This window comes from Bifidobacterium sp. ESL0764, assembly GCF_029395515.1.
Taxonomy (GTDB): Bacteria; Actinomycetota; Actinomycetes; order Actinomycetales; family Bifidobacteriaceae; genus Bifidobacterium.
Window position 1 is genome coordinate 988967 of record NZ_CP113919.1, and the last position, 18195, is coordinate 1007161.

An 18195-nucleotide genomic window follows, 5' to 3' on the forward strand; every position below is an offset into this window, starting at 1 on the left:
GGCTATCCTCACCAGGGCTTGACGTCGGCGCCTTCCTCGCTTTTGGTCGGTGTTTTCTTGTCGCCGTTTACCGGACCGTTGGGCTGATTGGCCTTGAGCGTCTCCTCGACCTGCTTTTTTTGCTCGTCGGTCAATCCTTGGTTGCCGGCTTTTGCCGAATCGGAAGACGAGCCTTTGCCTTGGGCTGCGCGTCCACCGCTCTTTCCGTTGCCGTTGGTACTGGCTATCTTGTGCTTGACGGTAGCGGTGAGCTTGCCGGAGATGTCGCTGTTGACGCTGATGAGGTTCTTCGTGTTCGGGGCAAGCATACGACCCAGACGGCGGGCACTGTCGAATTGGGCGTTGGCCTGGTCGAGTTGGGCTTTGAGCCGTTGCGGATCGGCATTCGGCTTTTTGGCGTATTCAAGGCTGGCATTGAGGGAGGCCGTGGCCTGATTGTAAGTGTCTATGGCCGCCATGTTTGCCAAAAGCACTCCTGCGATGGCAAGGAACATCACGGCGAGTATCCCCATGATGATGCGTACCGGCAATGATGCCATTGCCGCCCGGTTCTTGCTGTTGGCTTTCAAAGGAGCTGAAAGTGTTGCCTTGCCTTGTTTCTTGTGTGCCTTGGGCGTTTTGGCAGGTGCTGCGGGGGGCAAAGGAGAAAGGGTTTTATGTTTCTTCACAGCAGTCTCCTTGAATTCGTCAGCCAGCTGCCCATTTCCATCGTCAGCGCAAGAGCCAAGACTATAGACAACGGCCAGACCAAGGGCATCACACGTTTACGCCGTTTGGGTGTGTTCACATCCCTGAAATGCTTGGAAACCGAGGCCACAGAAGACTTGTCAAGTCTGTGGCTGCGATCGAGCACTATGCATTTCCCGCTCATTTCGTCGGCTATTGCGCTCAGGTTTTTCTTATCCATTTTCGAGATTCCCGGCTGGCCGGTGGCGGGATCCTTCACCCAATCCTGATCGCCGGTGCCCGGCTGGTCGCTTGACGAGTCGGTGAGGCCTGCCTTGACTTCCGGAATCCGCCCGCCTTGGGTGCTGCCGACGGCGAGGGTAAAGGCGTCGTCAAGATACGCTCGAAGCGAGGAGAAGGTTCGACGTGAACCGGCGGATGTCTGTTCGCCGTCAGAAATGTAATAGAGTACGATTTTGTCGTGCGGATGAGCGGCGCGCATTTGCTTGAGCGTGACCAGCAGAGGGTCGATCGGAGCGTCCAGATTCGATCCGGCAGAGACGGCGGTCGGCTCCGTGCGCAACCCTGTTGCCCAGTTGCGAATGGCTCCGATATCGGGGGTGAGCGGCACATCCAACGTGGCGTTGGCGCCGAAGTGCACGGCGGCAAAGCTCGAATCGTCGTAGATGCCGGTCAGGTCATTGATGGCTTTCTTGGCAGCATCCAGCCGCGTCAATGTTTTGGAGGAGCCGTATTGGGCATCGGCAACGGCCATCGAACCGGTCACGTCGGTGGCGATGACCACGTCGGTGGTGTTCACCGCCCTGCTCGTCGTACTGGCGACGGTCGAAGGGGTCAATGCCAAGAGCGCGATGATGATGCAGATGGCACAACGGCGTATGCATGCCCACAGGGTCTCGTCGCTTTCGCCTTTCCTGCGTCGGTGAGTAGCGACCACGGCGATCGCAAAACCGATCATGATCAGCGCGATGGCGATGCCGGCAGGCCACCCCAGAGCGGGATTGAAACGCAATGTCATAAGGTTTTCGAGGTTCATCGTTTGAGCCTCCAAGCCAGGCTTATCCAAACCGCCGCCAACAGCGCCAATGCCAATGTCCACCAACCCGGGGCGTCGACCAGGGCCGCCTTGCGGATTCTGTTTTCGTCCCTGTTCTTTCGTTTTTCGATCGTCTGTACAAGGTTTTCTATCGGTTTGCCGGAATGCACGGAGAAATACGAACCGCCGTGCGAAGTGATGTCGCGTTTCATCTCAATGGTCGTGCGGTCATTTTCGCTGCTCTCCGGCCCCGCATACAGGCCGTCGACAACGATTCCGGCCTTGTGCGTCAGATCCAGGGCCGAGCCCAACGTATAGGTCGATTTGCCGGAGAAATTGTCGGTGGCGAGCACGATCGAGGCTTTACCCGCATCGTCTTTGGACCGATTCGTCGAACCAAAAGTGAAACCGGGCAGCATCGCCGCGCAGCTGACGAGACCGTCGCCTATCAGGCTGGTCTTGTCCTTGCGGTTCTGGGTGCCTTCGATGAGGTCGGAGAACTTCTGCAGGGTGCGTGGATCGGTGTTGTCGATTTTGTCTTGGGAGGAGATGCTTGCCAGGATGTCGCTTGCGTTTTTGAGTTGTCCTGAAACCAACTGATAATCGTCGGTCAACGGGAAAAGGGTGCGGGAAGTCGAATTGAAGAGGCTCAGGCCGATGCGTTCGCCCTTGAAATTCGAGACCAGCCGTTGGTAGGATGCAAGGACCTCATGGTCGTATGACAACATGGAAGGCGAGACATCCAGACACAGAACGATATCGCGATTGCTTGCCCGTTCGTCGGCCTCATCGACCGTAGAAGGTCTGGAAACCGTGGCCAGGGAAACCAGAAGGGCCAGCGCCAAAACGACCACCGCGACACGATTCAAAACCCGCCACTGCCGGAACAGCTCTCCTACGTGTTCGGCATTGAGATCCTCATCGAGGTCGAAGACCGGAATCTGGGGCGACTTGCCCGGCCGGCGCATGCCGACCAGTTGCCAAGCCGCGATGAGGACGATTGCGACCACGAGCCCGATCACGCAGGCCCAGGGCCAATGCCATTCGAGGTTCATTTCCGCCACCTCTCGATCAGATTGGAAACCCACTCGGCAGCCTGTTCCACGCTGATGTCACGGGCTTGCGCATGGCGTTCGACATCAGCGAATTCCGGGGGATAGAGCGCGCTGATGGTCTGGCGCAACAGCTTCATTCCCGGGTCGGATGAAGCGGAAACCGGAATGTGGTTGAGGTCCGCAAGCGTATAGGAACTGATGTCTTTGTTGGTTTTTACACCCGCAAAATCCCGGGCCACCTGTGCCAGGGCCTGCAAGGCTTCGTCCCTTGTCTTTTCGCCTTGCGCATGTTGCTCGACGATGCCGTTGATTCGTTTGCGCCATGCCGTTTTGTCGTTTTGGGGGCTATGGGCGCCATGAACCTTGGCAGGGGTCTCTTTCCTGGGTCTTGAAAGCACCAATATCGCGATGACAAGGATGACTGCGACACCAAAAGAGCAGATGAAGGCAACGATGAGTCCGGTCGGCATCGTAATCAGGCCTTCGGGTTTGTAATCGGCCATGCCGATAGTATTCGCGGTAAGGATCATGCCATTTCTCCCGCCACGAGGGGGAGGGCTTCAGGAGAGGTGAAGGAAGTCTGTTTCAACGTCACACTGACCAGATGAATGAATTGGGAGAACATGTCTTCGCTCGACGTGACACATATCAGTGTCGCGCCGCTGGCTTTGAGCCGTTCCTGCAATTGGGCCGTCAGATATCGTCGATGCGTGTCGACGGACTTCGCCGTCTGTTCGCCTATCATGAATGCAGGAATGCGCCGCCCGTCCGCTCCGTCTGTGACCTGCCCGAATGGGACTTTTCTGAAAGGATTCAGCGTCTCGATATCGATGAGCATGAGCGGGTGCATCGCGGCGATAAGCCGTAGGGAATGCAGGTGATTGTCGTTGAGAGCATGGCCATCGGTCGCGATGACCACCAGCGAACCCTTGTCGTTCAGCGTACGGGCGTACGAAAGCAGGGCTTCGAAATTGCGAGGAGGCCGACTTTGGCCCCTCACTGCGTCATCGATGGCCTTTTCGAATTGGGCCAGACCTCCCTTGAACGGCTTGCGTATGATGTTCAGGCTGTCCGCGAACACCAACGAGATTTTGTCATGGCGGCGGGCGCTCAGGGCCGCGAACATGCACATGGCGTTGCCCGCCACTTCCGTTGCGGTCTCTCCCGAGATTGTTCGGCCTTCCATTTCCAGACCGTTATCGACAAGCAGATGCACGCGCGAGGTCACCAGGCGTTCGCGGTCGATGACCATGGGATGGCCAAGTTTCGCGCTCGCCTTCCAATCGATGAGCCTCGCCTCGTCCTCGAAAGTGTAGTCTCTGGTCGACATCGGGTCATTGTTTCCGCCGAGCCGTGATGAAGAATGCTCGCCTTCGAGCACTCCCAAGGCGCGACGTACGGTAGGCAGGGTAAGTGTCGAGGAAAGCGTTTCGATCTGCCTACGTACTTTTCTTGATGCCGGTGAGACGTGACGTAGGTCGTGGCTCATGGAACAGGCACCGTTTCGACGATGGAATCGATGATCTGGTCGGGGCTTGTGCCTTCGGCCTGGGCTTCAAAGGTCAAAAGGATTCGATGCCGCATGATTTCATGCAGGAACTTCTTGATGTCCTCGGGAATCACATAGTCGCGCCCGTTCAGGATGGCCTGTGCCTGTCCGACGCGAACCAGCGAGATCGAGGCTCGGGGGCTTGCACCCAAACGCACTTTGGCTGCCAGGTTCTTGATCGGGTGGCTGCCGGCGCCGCGTGAAGTGGCGACCAGATCGACCACGTAATTCATGATGGCCTCGGAAACGTGGACACGCCGGGCGGCGGAGCGGAGAAAATCGACGTCGGCGATGCTCAAGGCGTTCTGTGCAGGGGTTGTGGTGTCCACCACGTCCGTCCCGCGGCTGGCAAGCATCGAAAGCATGCGCGTTTCGTCGGCGGCGCTTGGGTAGGTCATGACGGCTTTCATCATGAAACGGTCCATTTGCGCCTCGGGAAGGGTGAAGGTGCCCTCTTCCTCGATCGGGTTCTGTGTGGCGATCACCATGAACGGCTTGGGCAGGGCGATGCGCTTGCCGCCGATGGTCGTGGCGCCTTCGGCCATCGCCTCGAGCATGGCCGACTGCGTTTTTGCATTGGAACGGTTGATCTCGTCAAGCAACACAAAATTGGCGTGTATCGGGCCGATCTGCGTGGAGAACCGCTGCTTGGAGAAGTCGAAGATCTGTGTGCCGACGAGGTCGGACGGCATCAGGTCAGGCGTGCACTGCACGCGACGGAAGGAACCGGAAACCGAAGTCGCCAAAGTCTGCGCGGCAGTGGTTTTCGCCAGGCCGGGAACGGATTCGATGAGGATATGGCCGCCGGCGATCATCGTCGTGATCAGGGCTTCACGGAGGTTGACCTGTCCGACAAGCGTTTGCGCGAAACGCATGCGAATACGATCGGCCAACTGTTTGGCGCGGATGCCTTCACTTGCTGCCGCGTTGGAGGTGGCGGGGGCCGGAATGGATGCTGCGGGCCGTTGCTGCTCGGCAGGTTGTGAAGAACGCGGATGTGGGGGGAAAATTGCCATAACGCTTCAATTCTTGATTCGGATGTTTATTGCTCTGTGTCAGGCATTGTAGCCGAGGGTAGAGCCGAGTGGGCCGTAAGGTCCCAATTGATCGGTGTGGTTCCCATTTGCTGCAGTGCGGCGTTGGCTCGCGAAAACGGACGCGAGCCGAAGAATCCCCTTGAAGCCGAGAGGGGGCTCGGATGAGGGGACTTGATGATGAAGGCGTTGGTCAGCAGCGGTTCGAGACTTTGGGCGTTGCGCCCCCAGAGAATGGCGACCAATGGCTTCGGGTTGCCGTTCTCGTCTTTACGCGCGTTTAAAGCCTTGATGGCGGCGTCCGTGATGTTCTCCCAGCCTTTCCCCTGATGGCTGTTGGGACGGCCGACGCCTACCGTCAGGCACCGGTTCAGCAGCATGACCCCCTGGGCGCACCAAGGCGTGAGATCCCCGTTTGGTGCAATCGGTACCCCGAGGTCCTCGTGCATCTCCTTATAGATGTTCTGCAGGCTTTTAGGCACCGGGCGCACATCGGGGGCCACGCAGAAGCTCAATCCAACAGGATGACCCGGGGTAGGGTAGGGGTCTTGCCCGACGATCAGAACCTTGATGGAATCGAACGGTATGGTGAAGGCGCGCAGGATATTGTGACTCGCTGGCAGGTAACGGCGTCCGGCCCTGTGCTCGGCACGCAGGAAGTCGCCCATGCGGTGAATATCCGGTTCCACGTCGGCCAAAGCTCGCGCCCAGCCGGCCTCGACGAGCTCTGAAAGTGGTTTGATGTGGGTTTCGCTCATGGCACCTACTCTAGGTTCGGGTCAGTATGTTTGCTTTTCCTGAGGTTTTATCACAAAAAAAGATTTGACGGCGGAGGACGCTATAGTTGATAATGATTATGCGTAGCGGAACATATTGGAGGAGAACTTATGGCGCGTGACGACCGTAGCAACTATGAGTCTTATCAAAAGGACGCGTTCGACAACCCCCCCAAGGGGCCCATAGGTGTGCATCGTGGCAACACCTCATTGCTCTCCCGCTCGATTCCTTATTTTATCGTGGTCGTAGTGGCCGTTCTGGCCGGACTGTTGGTATGGGGCTTCTACTCGGGTGAACTGCAAAAAACCTTTGCCGGGCACAACCAAAGCCAGTCCCAGACCACGACCAGTGAAAAGACCGAGAAGAAGAAGCCCGCCAAAAGCAAAACGGACACGAAGTCGAATACCAAGTCCGACGCCGACGCTTCCACCAACCAGCAGCAAGCTGCTCCTCAGCCTGCTCAGCAGGTGAATAAGCAGACGGCGGTCCAGGTTCTCAACGCCACTGGCACGACCGGCTACGCCGCGCAGAAGAAGGCGGTGCTCGATCAGGCTGGGTACTCCAACGTTACGGCCGGAAACCCGACCGGCGATGTACCGGCTTCGACTGTCGTCTGGTATGCCAATGACGCCGATAAGGCGACAGCGCAGGACGTGGCCAACACCTTGGGAATCTCTTCAGTAGAGCAGAAGAGCGACGCCGGCCAGCCGATTGTCGTCTTGCTGCAGAACTGATTGGTATTGTTAGCTGTCGATTGAACAGGCTTACCGCTTTATTTGCTTATTTTTCCTTGTTTATGATGCAGTTTCGGCGTGTTTCGTGTTTTTGACTGGGGTTCTGTCTATAGTAAAAACTGTTACGTGATGTAGTATCCGGAATCAGCCGGGTACCTCATATTGTTTTCGCGTGACACTCGGATGAGAGAATGGTTATTATGGCACAAGGTACCGTGAAGTTCTTCAATGCTGGCAAGGGTTACGGATTCATCAGCCCCGATGATGGGAGCGAAGATGTTTTCGTTCACTATTCCGCTATTCAAAGCGAGGGCTTCAAGAAGCTCGACGACGGCGATAAGGTGGAATATGAATTCGAGCAAGGCCCGAAGGGCCTGCAGGCGACGACTGTCACCAAGATCTGATTGCTAGCGCATCGCTATATTTAACGTTGGGTCCGGTTTGCAAGAATCGGGCCCAACGTTTTTCATGCCAACAGCGCAATTTCATCAATGTTGGCACTCGACCGATGGGAGTGCTAATCTTGAAATTAGCACTCGGGGCTCGAGAGTGATAATCGGCAGCTGACGGTTGGTTATCCGGCTCCTGGGATTTCGGGTGAGTCAATATAAGCTGTGTAGCCACTTGTGGAGGAAACAATGGCAAAGATGATTGCATACGACGAGGAAGCTCGCCAAGGAATGCTTGCGGGTCTTGATGAACTCGCCAATACCGTCAAGGTCACGCTGGGCCCGAAGGGTCGTAACGTGGTGCTCGACAAGAGCTATGGCGCTCCGACCATCACCAACGATGGCGTTTCGATCGCCAAGGAAATCGACCTTGAGGATCCTTACGCACGTATCGGTGCCGAGCTGGTCAAGGAAGTCGCCAAGAAAACCGATGACGTCGCAGGCGACGGCACCACCACCGCGACCGTGCTCGCGCAGTCTCTCGTGCACGAGGGCCTGAAGAACGTCGTTGCCGGATCCAACCCGGTGGCTCTGCGCCGTGGCATCGAAAAGGCCTCTGACGCCGTGGTGAAGGAACTCGTCTCCGTGGCCAAGGACGTGGAGACCAAGGATCAGATTGCCGCCACCGCAACGATTTCCGCCGGCGACCCCGAGATCGGCGAGAAGATCGCCGAAGCGCTCGACAAGGTCGGCCAGGATGGCGTGGTGACCGTCGAGGACAACAACCGCTTCGGTCTGGATCTCGACTTCACCGAGGGCATGCGTTTCGACAAGGGCTATATCTCCCCGTACTTCGTCACCAACAACGACGAGCAGACCGCCGTGCTCGACGACCCGTACATTCTGCTGACCAGTGGCAAGCTCTCCAGCCAGGAGGACGTCGTCCACATTGCCGAACTTGTGATGAAGAGCGGCAAGCCGCTGCTGATTATCGCCGAGGATGTCGACGGCGAGGCGCTGCCCACCCTGATCCTCAACAAGATCCGTGGTACCTTCAATTCCTGCGCCGTCAAGGCTCCTGGCTTCGGTGACCGCCGCAAGGCCATGCTGCAGGATATCGCCATCTTGACCGGTGCTCAGGTCGTCTCCGATGATCTGGGGCTGAAGCTCAACTCCATTGATATGTCCGTGTTGGGTCAGGCCAAGAAGGTCATCGTCTCCAAGGACGAGACCACCATCGTTTCCGGTGCAGGCTCCAAGGACGACGTCGAGGCTCGCGTCTCCCAGATTCGCGCCGAGATCGACAACACCGATTCCGATTATGATCGCGAAAAGCTGCAGGAGCGTCTTGCCAAGCTCGCCGGTGGTGTGGCCGTCATCAAGGTCGGTGCTGCCACCGAGGTCGAGGCCAAGGAACGCAAGCACCGCATCGAGGACGCTGTGCGCAACGCCAAGGCCGCCATTGAAGAGGGCCTGCTGCCCGGCGGTGGTGTCGCGCTCGTCCAGGCTGCCAAGAAGGCCGAGGACTCCGCTGACGTCAAGGCTTTGACCGACGAAGAGGCCACCGGTGCCGCCATCGTCTTCCGCGCCATCGAAGCCCCGATCAAGCAGATCGCCGAGAACTCCGGTGTCTCCGGTGATGTCGTGCTGAACAAGGTGCGTGAACTGCCTGAAGGCCAGGGCTTCAATGCCGCGACCAACACCTACGAGGACCTCCTCGAGGCCGGTGTGGCCGACCCGCTGAAGGTCACCCGTTCCGCCCTGCAGAACGCGGCTTCCATTGCCGGCCTGTTCCTGACCACCGAGGCCGTGGTGGCCAACAAGCCCGAGCCGAAGGCCGCTCCGGCCGCCGGCCAGGGCGCCGACATGGGCTACTGATCCGTGGCTGACTCTCGGAATACGCAGTGATAGAGGGTCATGAGGATTGAGAAAGCGCTGGTATCTTTTACAAGGTACCGGCGCTTTCGCGTTGCCCGGTTTGGCGGTCTGCCGCCACACCTGATTCAGGCCGAGAGCAGACCGCTCAGCGAGTCTTGTCTTGTGGCTGTGTTTTTCAACTGTTTGTTGTTCTGTCATTGTTGAGTCCGTAGCGGACTTGAAGCTCGTTGGTGAACCTATTCGCTACAGTGGTTGATATGTCAGCCAGTATTTTGTCTTTTCCGGATATCGAGGAAAGCTCAAGGGATTGTTTGTACGGCGAAGTCCGATCTGAACCGTCATCGAAAGGTCATCATCAGCGAATTTTGGGATTGATGGTCGCCTTCGCCGCTTCGTTGCTAGGGGTTGTGTTGCTTTTCGGCTTTGCGCAACCGGCTCGGGCGGCAAGCTCGTCAATGGGTGAAATCAACGCCGAGGTGACCGACCCGCAAAATCTTCTCGGTGGCAACGTCTCCCACGTCAATGACGAAATCGCTTCCATCAAACAGGAAACCGGTGTGACGGTGAGGCTTTTGTACCTGGCCAATTTCGCTGGTTCCAAAGATCCCGATACATGGGCGGGGGAGAGTCTTGAATCGACCAAGCCTCCCGCCAACACTGTCCTTCTCGCGCTCGCTTCCAACGACGGCAGACTGGTGGTCGCCGTCTCGCACAATTCCGATGACTGGCTGAAAGACAAAGACCATGTCTCCCGACTGTCTCAGGCTGCACTCGGCCCGATACAGAAGGGCGACGATCCTGATTGGTCCGGCGCAGCTTGCGCCATGATGGATGAGATCAAGGTTCTGCATAAGCAGGAGACTTCGAGAAAACCGAAAATCATCATCGCGGGGTCTATCGCGGTTATTCTTGTCATTATCGTCATCGGCGCTGTTGTCATGTTGCTCAGGCGTAGAGGAAAGAAGAAGAAAACCGGCGAATCACCTAGCGACAAGGACTATCCAAGTGACGAAGGCCCGAAGACCGGGCAAACGGATAGTTCAGATGCAGCGAAACTCGTGAAGCCCAAGGCCAAGGGGCCGCGTCATCGCAAGAAAAAGTGAGGAATAATCCGCCGAATGCCGTGATCGTTTGGCTGATTTCCCGCCGCTGAATCCGGTCCCCGCCGTTTTGCTGAGTGATGAATAATGCACTTTGTGCAGGAAGTATTCAGGAAACATACAGACAGTTGAGCAATCCTTATCATTATGAGCAAACAAATAGAAGCGTCGATCGTGGTTGTGGATGACGAACCGTCAATTCGGGATCTGCTGGTTGCATCCCTGCATTTTTCCGGCTTCGAGGTGACTACGGCCGCAAGCGGCACCGAAGCCATCGAAGTGATCGAGAAGACCCAGCCCGATCTGATCGTCCTCGACGTGATGCTGCCTGACATCGATGGATTTACGGTGACACGCCGGATTCGCCAGGAAGGCATCGACGCGCCGGTGCTGTTCCTGACCGCGCGCGACGATACCCAGGACAAGGTCATGGGGCTTACGGTCGGGGGAGACGATTACGTCACCAAACCGTTCAGCCTGGAGGAAGTGGTCGCCCGTATTCGCGCCATTCTGCGCCGCACCCACGAACAGACGGAGGACGATCCCATCCTGCGTGTCGGAGACCTGGAAATCAACGAGGACTCCCACGACGTGACGCGGGCCGGACAGACCATCGATCTGAGCCCCACCGAGTACAAGCTGCTTCGCTATCTGATGGACAACGTCGGACGTGTGCTCTCCAAAGCCCAGATCCTCGATCATGTATGGCAATATGACTGGGGTGGGGACGCGGCGATCGTCGAATCCTATATTTCCTATTTGCGCAAGAAGGTCGACGGCGTTGTCGTCACCGATACGGACGGCACCAAACACAAGGTGGTTCCGCTTATCGAGACCAAGCGTGGTATCGGTTATATGATTCGTGAACCGAAGGAATAGCAGCGCTGATGATGAAAGCACAGGCATCGGGCGATCCGCAGGAGCGTGGAGACGCGGAAACGGATGGGACTGCAACGAATGATGGTTCGTCGCAGCCGGAGGCGATACACGGCAAAAACGGCACATCCCAAAAAGGCAACAAACCGAGCAGATTCCCGGCTCTTGCCCGGATGCGTAGACGTTGGCTCGGCCGTTTGGACGCCGTACCTCTTTCCACCAAGCTGGTAGCCTGCACGCTTGTCCTGCTGATGGTCGGCACCTTTGGTATTTCGTTGACCATACGTCAATTGGTCAGCAGCTATCTGGTGGCGAAGACCGATACCCAACTGCGTGATCAGGCCCAATTGGTCTATAGCAACGTTGACCTGCTGAGTCGTAAAGACGAGAACGAGAACGTCGGGCCGAATGAATATTTCATGCAGTGGCGGGACTACAAAAGCAACGTCATCATCAGAACGCCGTTGGTTCCTGTATTGCGCAATAGTGTCGTTTCGGAGCCCGAGTTGCCACCCAACGGCTCCATGGGCGATGTCGAATATGACAAGCCTTTCACCGCCGCCGCCAACGTTCGTGAATTGAATTCGTCGGTCAAAACGGACAAACGTACCATGCAGGTGGCCCAGGCCCCATGGCGCGTGCTCGCCCTGGAGGGCAGGGAACGTGGACCCGATGGCACGAGCACGGTGAAAATGACGGTATATATCGGCATTTCGATGGCCGACCAGATCGATATCATCAGCACGTTGACCCAATATTCGATTTTCGTCAGTATCATCATCGTTCTGCTCGGCGCGGTAGTGGCCACGTTGATTATTCAGCGCACCTTGCTTCCGCTGAAACGCATCGAGAAGACCGCTGCCAAAATCGCCGCGGGTGACTTGACCCAGCGTGTTCCGGCAGCGCCGGAAAACACAGAGGTCGGCTCGCTTGCAGCGTCGCTCAACGCCATGTTGGCACGCATCGAATCAAGCTTCCGCGAGCAGCAGGAAACCACGGACAAGATGAAGCAATTCGTCTCCGACGCGAGCCATGAATTGCGAACCCCCTTGGCCACGATCCACGGCTATTCCGAGCTGTATCACATGCAGCGCGATCTGCCGGGTGCTCTTGAGCGTGCTGATGAATCCATAGACCATATCGAGGCTTCAAGCCAACGGATGACCGTGCTTGTGGAGGATCTGCTTTCGCTGGCCCGCCTCGACGAGGGACGTGGCATCGACATGACCCAGCAGGTCGACCTGAGCCAGCAGCTGAAGGACGCCGTCGACGATTTGCATGCGCTGGACAACAATCGGCTGATCAGAAAAGGAAGCCTTGAACTCAATGCCAAGGACGGCAACAAGCCCTCGCATCTGGTGTTCCGTGAGGGCGAATTCCCCGCTCTGACGCTGACAGGAGATGCCTCGAGGCTGCGTCAGGTCATCACCAATATCGTCGGCAATATTCATCGTTACACGCCATCGGATTCGTCTGTAGAGGTCGGGCTGGCCGTCCTTCCCGCATCCATCAGTCCTGAATCGTTGCAACGCATGCCTCCAAGCCCTGAATCGTTGCGCTACTTCCTTGAGGCCGTCGAAGTCGGGCAATCCATGCAGATGGGGATGAACTATGCCGTGTTCAGCTTCATGGACCACGGTCCCGGCGTCCCCTCGGACCGCCAATCCCAGATTTTCGAACGCTTCTATACAGCCGACCCCTCGCGCGCCCGTCAAAAAGGCGGTACGGGATTGGGCATGTCCATTGCTCAATCTGTGGTGCGAGCCCACCATGGGTTCATCGATGCGACTACGACCGCCAATGGCGGCGGCCTTACTCTTACTGTCATTCTTCCCATCGGTCCTCTTGAACCTCAGGTGCCTGCCGGTGCCATGAAATCGAGGAACAGGAAAAACGGCAAAATCGGCAAAGAGGCAAAGCAGGATAAGCAGGAAAGACAGAACGCGACGGGAATCCACCAAGGCAAATGGTCCCGGCACGATAAGAGCTAGGGAACCGATCTTTCGCGGTTTGCGTAGTCGTTACGCTAGACTGGTAGGAGATCCAAGAAAACGGAACGTGAAAACGCTATTCCGTCAAGAAATTACAGGATGAACGAGGTGTGTTATGCCCAGCGGGAAAGTGCGTTGGTTCGATGCTAAGAGAGGTTATGGCTTTATAACCGCAGATGACGGCAACGATGTGTTCTTGCCTGCGGCGGCATTGCCTGCGGGGACCTCGACCTTGCGTAAGGGGGCCAAAGTCGAGTTCTCGCTGGTCGATGGTCGCAAAGGCCCTCAGGCCATGGATCTTCATGTTTTGGGGCCCGCACCATCGGTGGTGCGCGCCACCAGGCCCAAGCCTGACGATATGGCAGCCATTGTCGAGGATCTGATCAAATTGCTCGATTCCGCAGGCAATTCCTTGCGACGCCATCGTTACCCGAACGCCGGCGAAAGCCGTAAATTGGCCACGCTGCTGCGTGCCGTTGCCGATGATTTCGATGTCGAGGATTGAGAAGAAAACGGAAAGCGAAATGACGGAAGACAGTATGGCGGAAACAACGGCGGATACGGACGAGCGTTCTGATGAAGAAGCCAAGCTCGACCCACGTGCTTTGGCTAAATCGGTGGTGCTGGCGGTCGCCGATGAACCCGATGAGGTGGGGGAGTTCGTCCAGGGCATCGATTTGGGCGACAATGTCGCCGATTTTCGTTTTGTGTGCCTACGCAAGGGCTATGAGGGCTGGCAATGGGCGGTGACGCTCTACCACGATACGGAGCTCGATTCGTGGAGCGTCAACGAATCAACGCTGGTTCCCACCGAGGATTCGCTGTTGGCACCGGCTTGGGTTCCCTGGAAGGACAGGCTTGAGGCGGCCGATCTTTCGGTGACGGATTCCTTGGGCACCGATCCGGACGACCCTCGTATGGAAGACGGGTTCCGCAAGACGAAGGCCGTGCAACAGGATTCGGCTGAAGATGCGGGAACTGGCCGGGCCGAAGGAAGCGGGGAACACGCAACCGGGGAAGTCGTGACGGACGTATCGGGTGTTGCCCAAAGCGACGAGGAAACAACAGCCGACGGCGAGGCTGATGGCGAGGCGAAAACCGCCGAAGCCGCGCAAACGGACTTGAATATCGACCCCGAAACGGGATTGAGCCGTGAACTTGAAGACACTGTCGAGCAATTCGGGCTTTCACGCCGGCATGTGATGAGCCAATTGGGGCGCTCGCAGACCGCGAAACGTTGGTATGACGGGCAGCACGGTCCGAAGTCGCTTTCCACCAAGACGGCCGAGGGCAATCTGTGCTCGACGTGTGCCTTTTTCATCGGGCTCAAGGGTGACCTCGACACCATGTTCGGCGTGTGCGCGAATCGTTGGAGTCCCGATGATGGACGGGTGGTGTCCCTCGACCACGGTTGTGGAGAGCATTCCGAAATCGCACAGCCAGAGCCATCGCATCTTTGGGTACAGTCCAAGCCTGCATTTGACGATTTGCATATCGACATCATTGCCCAGGCGCCGCGTGAGGAGCGCGGTCAGGTCGAACTCATCGAATCGATCGACGAGGATGACGACAATGTCGACGCCCAATCCGATGAGGCCGACGATGAGACCGAGACCGACGTCGCTTCTGAGACGGACATCGCCGAGCACGCCGTTCCCGGATCGCTGGACGATGATGACGAGAGTGACGATGATGCGGACGAAACGACCGTGGTCGGCAAAGGCACGGTGGGCAGTGCAGTGACCGCCGAGGTTGCCGTTGAATCCACCATCGACCTGAGTGACGATGGTGACGGTTCGGATGATTCTGATGATGCCGACGATGCCGACGGTGATTCGGTCGGCAGCGACGCTGAAGACGACGATTCGGATGAGGACGAGCCCGATACCAATATCAGCGATTCGTATATCGCAGACGATGTTGAGGACGCAGAGACCTTGGATTCAACCTCGAAAGCCAATGCTTCCGATGAAGCTGAAACCGAGACGCCTCAAGGCGAGCGTGTGAACGACGCAGACGACAACGATACTGAGGAACCGTCTGAAACAGGGGAGGCGGAAGCGGGCTTGGCAGCGCAAGAGTCGGCGAGCAGCGCTATGCCTTCTGCACAAACACAACCAGGTTCGGATGACGAGTGATGATCGGTGGTGGCGAAAGCACGTATTCGTAAGCTGAAATTGCTATATACGGGTGGATTTTAGCCGTTTCCATTGCATTTGTTGCGTTCTCAGCGCAATCATCGCGCGGCACGAAATAAACGTCATCGTAAATCGGTAGAGTTAAATGGACTATCAAGAAGTGGAAGGACAAGTATGTTCGAACGGTTTACTGACCGTGCCAGACGTGTGATCGTACTGGCGCAGGAAGAAGCCAAGGCCCTCCAGCACAACTACATCGGTACCGAACATCTGCTGCTCGGCCTGATTCGTGAAGGCGAAGGAATCGCGGCCAAGGCGCTCGCCGCCAAGGGCGTCACCTTGGAAGATACCCGCAAGCAGGTGGAGGAAATGATCGGCAAGGGCAATGCCGCGCCGAATGGTCATATTCCGTTCACTCCGCACGCCAAGCAGGTGTTGGAGCTGAGTCTGCGTGAGGCGCTGCAGCTGGGGCATAGCTATATCGGAACCGAGCACATCCTGCTCGGCCTTATCCGCGAGGGCGAAGGCGTGGGCACCCAGGTGCTCATCAAGATGGACGTCGATCTGGGCGAGCTTCGCAGCTCCACCATCGATTTGATTCGTGGCAACTCCGGCGGAGCGGAAGGCAACGGCAAGGGCGATCTTGCCAACGCAGGCGGCGTGGAGAACAAGGGTCGTCAGACCGGTTCCGCCATTCTCGACCAGTTCGGCCGCAACCTTACCGCGGAAGCCGCTGAAGGCAAACTCGACCCGGTGATCGGACGCGCCAAGGAGATTGAGCGCGTCATGGTCGTGCTTTCCCGTCGCACCAAGAACAATCCGGTGCTGATCGGTGAGCCCGGCGTCGGCAAGACGGCCGTCGTCGAAGGCCTGGCGCAGAAGATTCACGCCGGTGATGTGCCTGAGACCCTGAAAGGCAAGCAGGTCTATTCGCTTGACTTGGCCTCCATGGTGGCAGGTTCGCGCTATCGCGGCGATTTCGAGGAACGCTTGAAGAAGGTTCTGAAGGAAATCAAGACCCGTGGCGACATCGTGCTCTTCATCGACGAGATTCATACCATCGTCGGCGCAGGGTCGGCGGACGGCGCTTTGGGCGCTTCCGACATCCTTAAGCCGATGTTGGCCCGTGGCGAGCTCCAGACCATCGGCGCCACCACCACCGACGAATACCGCAAGTACATTGAGAAGGATGCGGCGCTTGAGCGTCGTTTCCAGCCCATTCAGGTCGATGAGCCGTCCATCGCGGATACCATCGAGATTTTGAAGGGGCTGCGCAGCCGCTACGAGAACCACCACAAGGTGACCATCACCGACGGTGCGCTCCAGGCCGCGGCCGAGCTTTCCTCGCGTTACATCCAGGATCGCAACCTGCCCGACAAGGCCATCGACCTTATCGACGAGGCGGGCGCGCGCCTGCGCATCAAGCGTCTCACCGCGCCGCCGGAGTTGAAGGAGCTTGACGGCAAGATAGCCAAGATCTCCGACGAGAAGGACAAGGCCATCAAGGACCAGGACTTCGAGAAGGCCGCGGAATTGCGCGACCAGGAAGACAAGCTGCAGACCGAGCGCAAGGAGAAGGAAAAGACCTGGCGCGAGGGCGGCAGTGATGTCAAGATGGTCGTCGACGAAGAAGTGATCGCCGAGGTCGTTTCCTCGACCACCGGCATCCCCGTCTTCAAGCTCACACAGGCCGAATCCAAGAAGCTTCTGAACATGGAGTCCGAGCTGCACAAGCGCATCATCGGCCAGGACGAGGCGGTTTCCGCACTGTCCCGTTCGATTCGCCGTACGCGTGTCGGCCTGAAGGATCCGAAGCGCCCTGCAGGCTCGTTCATCTTCGCAGGCCCCACCGGCGTCGGCAAGACCGAGCTGGCCAAGGCGTTGGCGCAGTTCCTCTTCGACGACGAGGACGCGCTGATCCGCGTCGATATGTCCGAGTTCTCCGAGAAGTACGCCGCGTCGCGCCTCTTCGGTGCGCCTCCGGGATATGTAGGGTACGAAGAGGGCGGCGAGCTCACCGAGAAGGTGCGTCGCAAGCCGTTCTCCGTCGTGCTCTTCGACGAGATCGAGAAGGCTCACCCCGACATCTTCAACACGCTCTTGCAGGTGCTGGACGATGGCCACCTGACCGACGGTCAGGGCCGCAAGGTGGACTTCAAGAACACCATCATCATCCTCACCACCAATCTCGGCACCAAAGATATCGCCAAGGCCGCCAATACCGGTTTCAGCTCCGGCAACGACACCGAGTCGAGCTACGAGCGGATGAAGGGTCAGGTCACCAGCGAGCTCAAGCAGCAGTTCCGTCCTGAGTTCCTCAACCGCTTGGACGATATCATCGTCTTCCGTCAGCTGACCGAGCCCCAGGTGCGTCAAATTGTCGATCTCGACTTGACCCAGCTCAACGACCGTCTCTTCGAGCGCCACATGTCGCTCGAGCTGACGGACGCGGCCAAGGATCTGCTGGCGCAGAAGGGCTTCGACCCGCTGCTCGGCGCCCGTCCGCTGCGTCGTGTCATCACGCGCGACATCGAGGACGCCGTCTCCGAGCAGATTCTCATGGGCAAGCTCAAGAACGGCGAAAAGGTAGAGGTCGACGCCGAAGGCGAAGGCATCCTGGGTGAGTTCACTTTCAAGGGTGTGCCTTTCGAGGACCCGAACGCCAAGCCAGCGGATACTGACGCTGAAGGCAAGCAACCTGAACTGGTAGGTGCCGGTGCGCCGGTTGATACGGCTGCTGCCGAATCAGCTGCGTCCACCGATTCGGACGATTCCTCCGATGCGCCATCAAACGCTTCGAGTGCTTTCCCGGCCGGCTCCGGTTCGGATGCCCAAGGTAGCGATACCTCAGATGCTCCAAGTGAGTGATTGTAGTTAAGCGAACGCAGATTCAACGCGTCCGCTGTGCGAGGGTCCGGTTTCCTCAACGAGGAGCCGGGCCTTTGCGTATT

Annotated in this window: 16 protein-coding genes; 9 read left to right on the plus strand and 7 right to left on the minus strand. The window is 57.8% G+C overall.

Features of this window, described 5'->3' with window-relative positions:
• Window positions 1-8 precede the first annotated feature (8 nt).
• From OZX71_RS03565 to OZX71_RS03595, 7 genes are read right to left on the minus strand one after another with little or no spacing between them, the layout of a single operon-like run.
• The gene (locus OZX71_RS03565) at window positions 9-668 is read right to left on the minus strand and encodes a DUF6466 family protein (RefSeq protein ID WP_277160529.1); all 660 of its coding nucleotides are present in this window, start codon (window positions 666-668) and stop codon (window positions 9-11) included.
• Window positions 665-1723: a vWA domain-containing protein gene (locus OZX71_RS03570; protein ID WP_277160530.1), complete on the minus strand. Its 1059-nt coding sequence runs from the start codon at window positions 1721-1723 to the stop codon at window positions 665-667. Before OZX71_RS03570 ends, OZX71_RS03565 begins: the two co-directional genes overlap by 4 nt.
• On the minus strand, window positions 1720-2778 hold the full coding sequence (locus OZX71_RS03575) for a VWA domain-containing protein (protein ID WP_277160531.1): 1059 nt from the start codon (window positions 2776-2778) through the stop codon (window positions 1720-1722). Before OZX71_RS03575 ends, OZX71_RS03570 begins: the two co-directional genes overlap by 4 nt.
• Window positions 2775-3281: a hypothetical protein gene (locus OZX71_RS03580; protein ID WP_277146997.1), complete on the minus strand. Its 507-nt coding sequence runs from the start codon at window positions 3279-3281 to the stop codon at window positions 2775-2777. Before OZX71_RS03580 ends, OZX71_RS03575 begins: the two co-directional genes overlap by 4 nt.
• Before the next feature lie 23 nt (window positions 3282-3304).
• Window positions 3305-4267, minus strand: a complete 963-nt coding sequence (locus tag OZX71_RS03585; RefSeq protein ID WP_277146995.1) for a DUF58 domain-containing protein — start codon at window positions 4265-4267, stop codon at window positions 3305-3307.
• On the minus strand, window positions 4264-5343 hold the full coding sequence (locus OZX71_RS03590; RefSeq protein ID WP_277160532.1) for a MoxR family ATPase: 1080 nt from the start codon (window positions 5341-5343) through the stop codon (window positions 4264-4266). Before OZX71_RS03590 ends, OZX71_RS03585 begins: the two co-directional genes overlap by 4 nt.
• 26 nt (window positions 5344-5369) lie before the next feature.
• Window positions 5370-6119 (minus strand): uracil-DNA glycosylase, encoded by a 750-nt coding sequence (locus OZX71_RS03595; RefSeq protein WP_277160533.1) that lies wholly within the window; start codon window positions 6117-6119, stop codon window positions 5370-5372.
• Between the two features lie 129 nt (window positions 6120-6248).
• Between OZX71_RS03595 and OZX71_RS03600 the strand changes: the two genes are divergently transcribed.
• The 9 genes from OZX71_RS03600 (at window position 6249) to OZX71_RS03640 (ending at window position 18112) form a co-directional block, all read left to right on the plus strand.
• Window positions 6249-6872 (plus strand): LytR C-terminal domain-containing protein, encoded by a 624-nt coding sequence (locus OZX71_RS03600; RefSeq protein ID WP_277160534.1) that lies wholly within the window; start codon window positions 6249-6251, stop codon window positions 6870-6872.
• 200 nt (window positions 6873-7072) lie between these two features.
• Complete coding sequence (locus tag OZX71_RS03605) at window positions 7073-7276, plus strand: cold-shock protein (protein WP_277146987.1); 204 nt, start codon at window positions 7073-7075, stop codon at window positions 7274-7276.
• A gap of 234 nt (window positions 7277-7510) precedes the next feature.
• Window positions 7511-9139, plus strand: a complete 1629-nt coding sequence (groL, locus tag OZX71_RS03610; protein WP_277160535.1) for a chaperonin GroEL — start codon at window positions 7511-7513, stop codon at window positions 9137-9139.
• Between the two features lie 455 nt (window positions 9140-9594).
• Window positions 9595-10242 carry a TPM domain-containing protein gene (locus OZX71_RS03615; RefSeq protein ID WP_277160536.1) on the plus strand — a complete coding sequence of 216 codons (648 nt, stop codon included), beginning with the start codon at window positions 9595-9597 and terminating at the stop codon, window positions 10240-10242.
• 144 nt (window positions 10243-10386) lie between these two features.
• The gene (locus tag OZX71_RS03620) at window positions 10387-11118 is read left to right on the plus strand and encodes a response regulator transcription factor (RefSeq protein WP_277146982.1); all 732 of its coding nucleotides are present in this window, start codon (window positions 10387-10389) and stop codon (window positions 11116-11118) included.
• A gap of 170 nt (window positions 11119-11288) precedes the next feature.
• On the plus strand, window positions 11289-13106 hold the full coding sequence (locus OZX71_RS03625; RefSeq protein ID WP_277160645.1) for a HAMP domain-containing sensor histidine kinase: 1818 nt from the start codon (window positions 11289-11291) through the stop codon (window positions 13104-13106).
• Between the two features lie 115 nt (window positions 13107-13221).
• Complete coding sequence (locus tag OZX71_RS03630) at window positions 13222-13611, plus strand: cold-shock protein (protein WP_277146980.1); 390 nt, start codon at window positions 13222-13224, stop codon at window positions 13609-13611.
• A gap of 34 nt (window positions 13612-13645) precedes the next feature.
• On the plus strand, window positions 13646-15244 hold the full coding sequence (locus OZX71_RS03635; RefSeq protein WP_277160537.1) for a DUF3027 domain-containing protein: 1599 nt from the start codon (window positions 13646-13648) through the stop codon (window positions 15242-15244).
• Between the two features lie 174 nt (window positions 15245-15418).
• Complete coding sequence (locus OZX71_RS03640; RefSeq protein WP_277146975.1) at window positions 15419-18112, plus strand: ATP-dependent Clp protease ATP-binding subunit; 2694 nt, start codon at window positions 15419-15421, stop codon at window positions 18110-18112.
• Window positions 18113-18195: the final 83 nt, after the last annotated feature.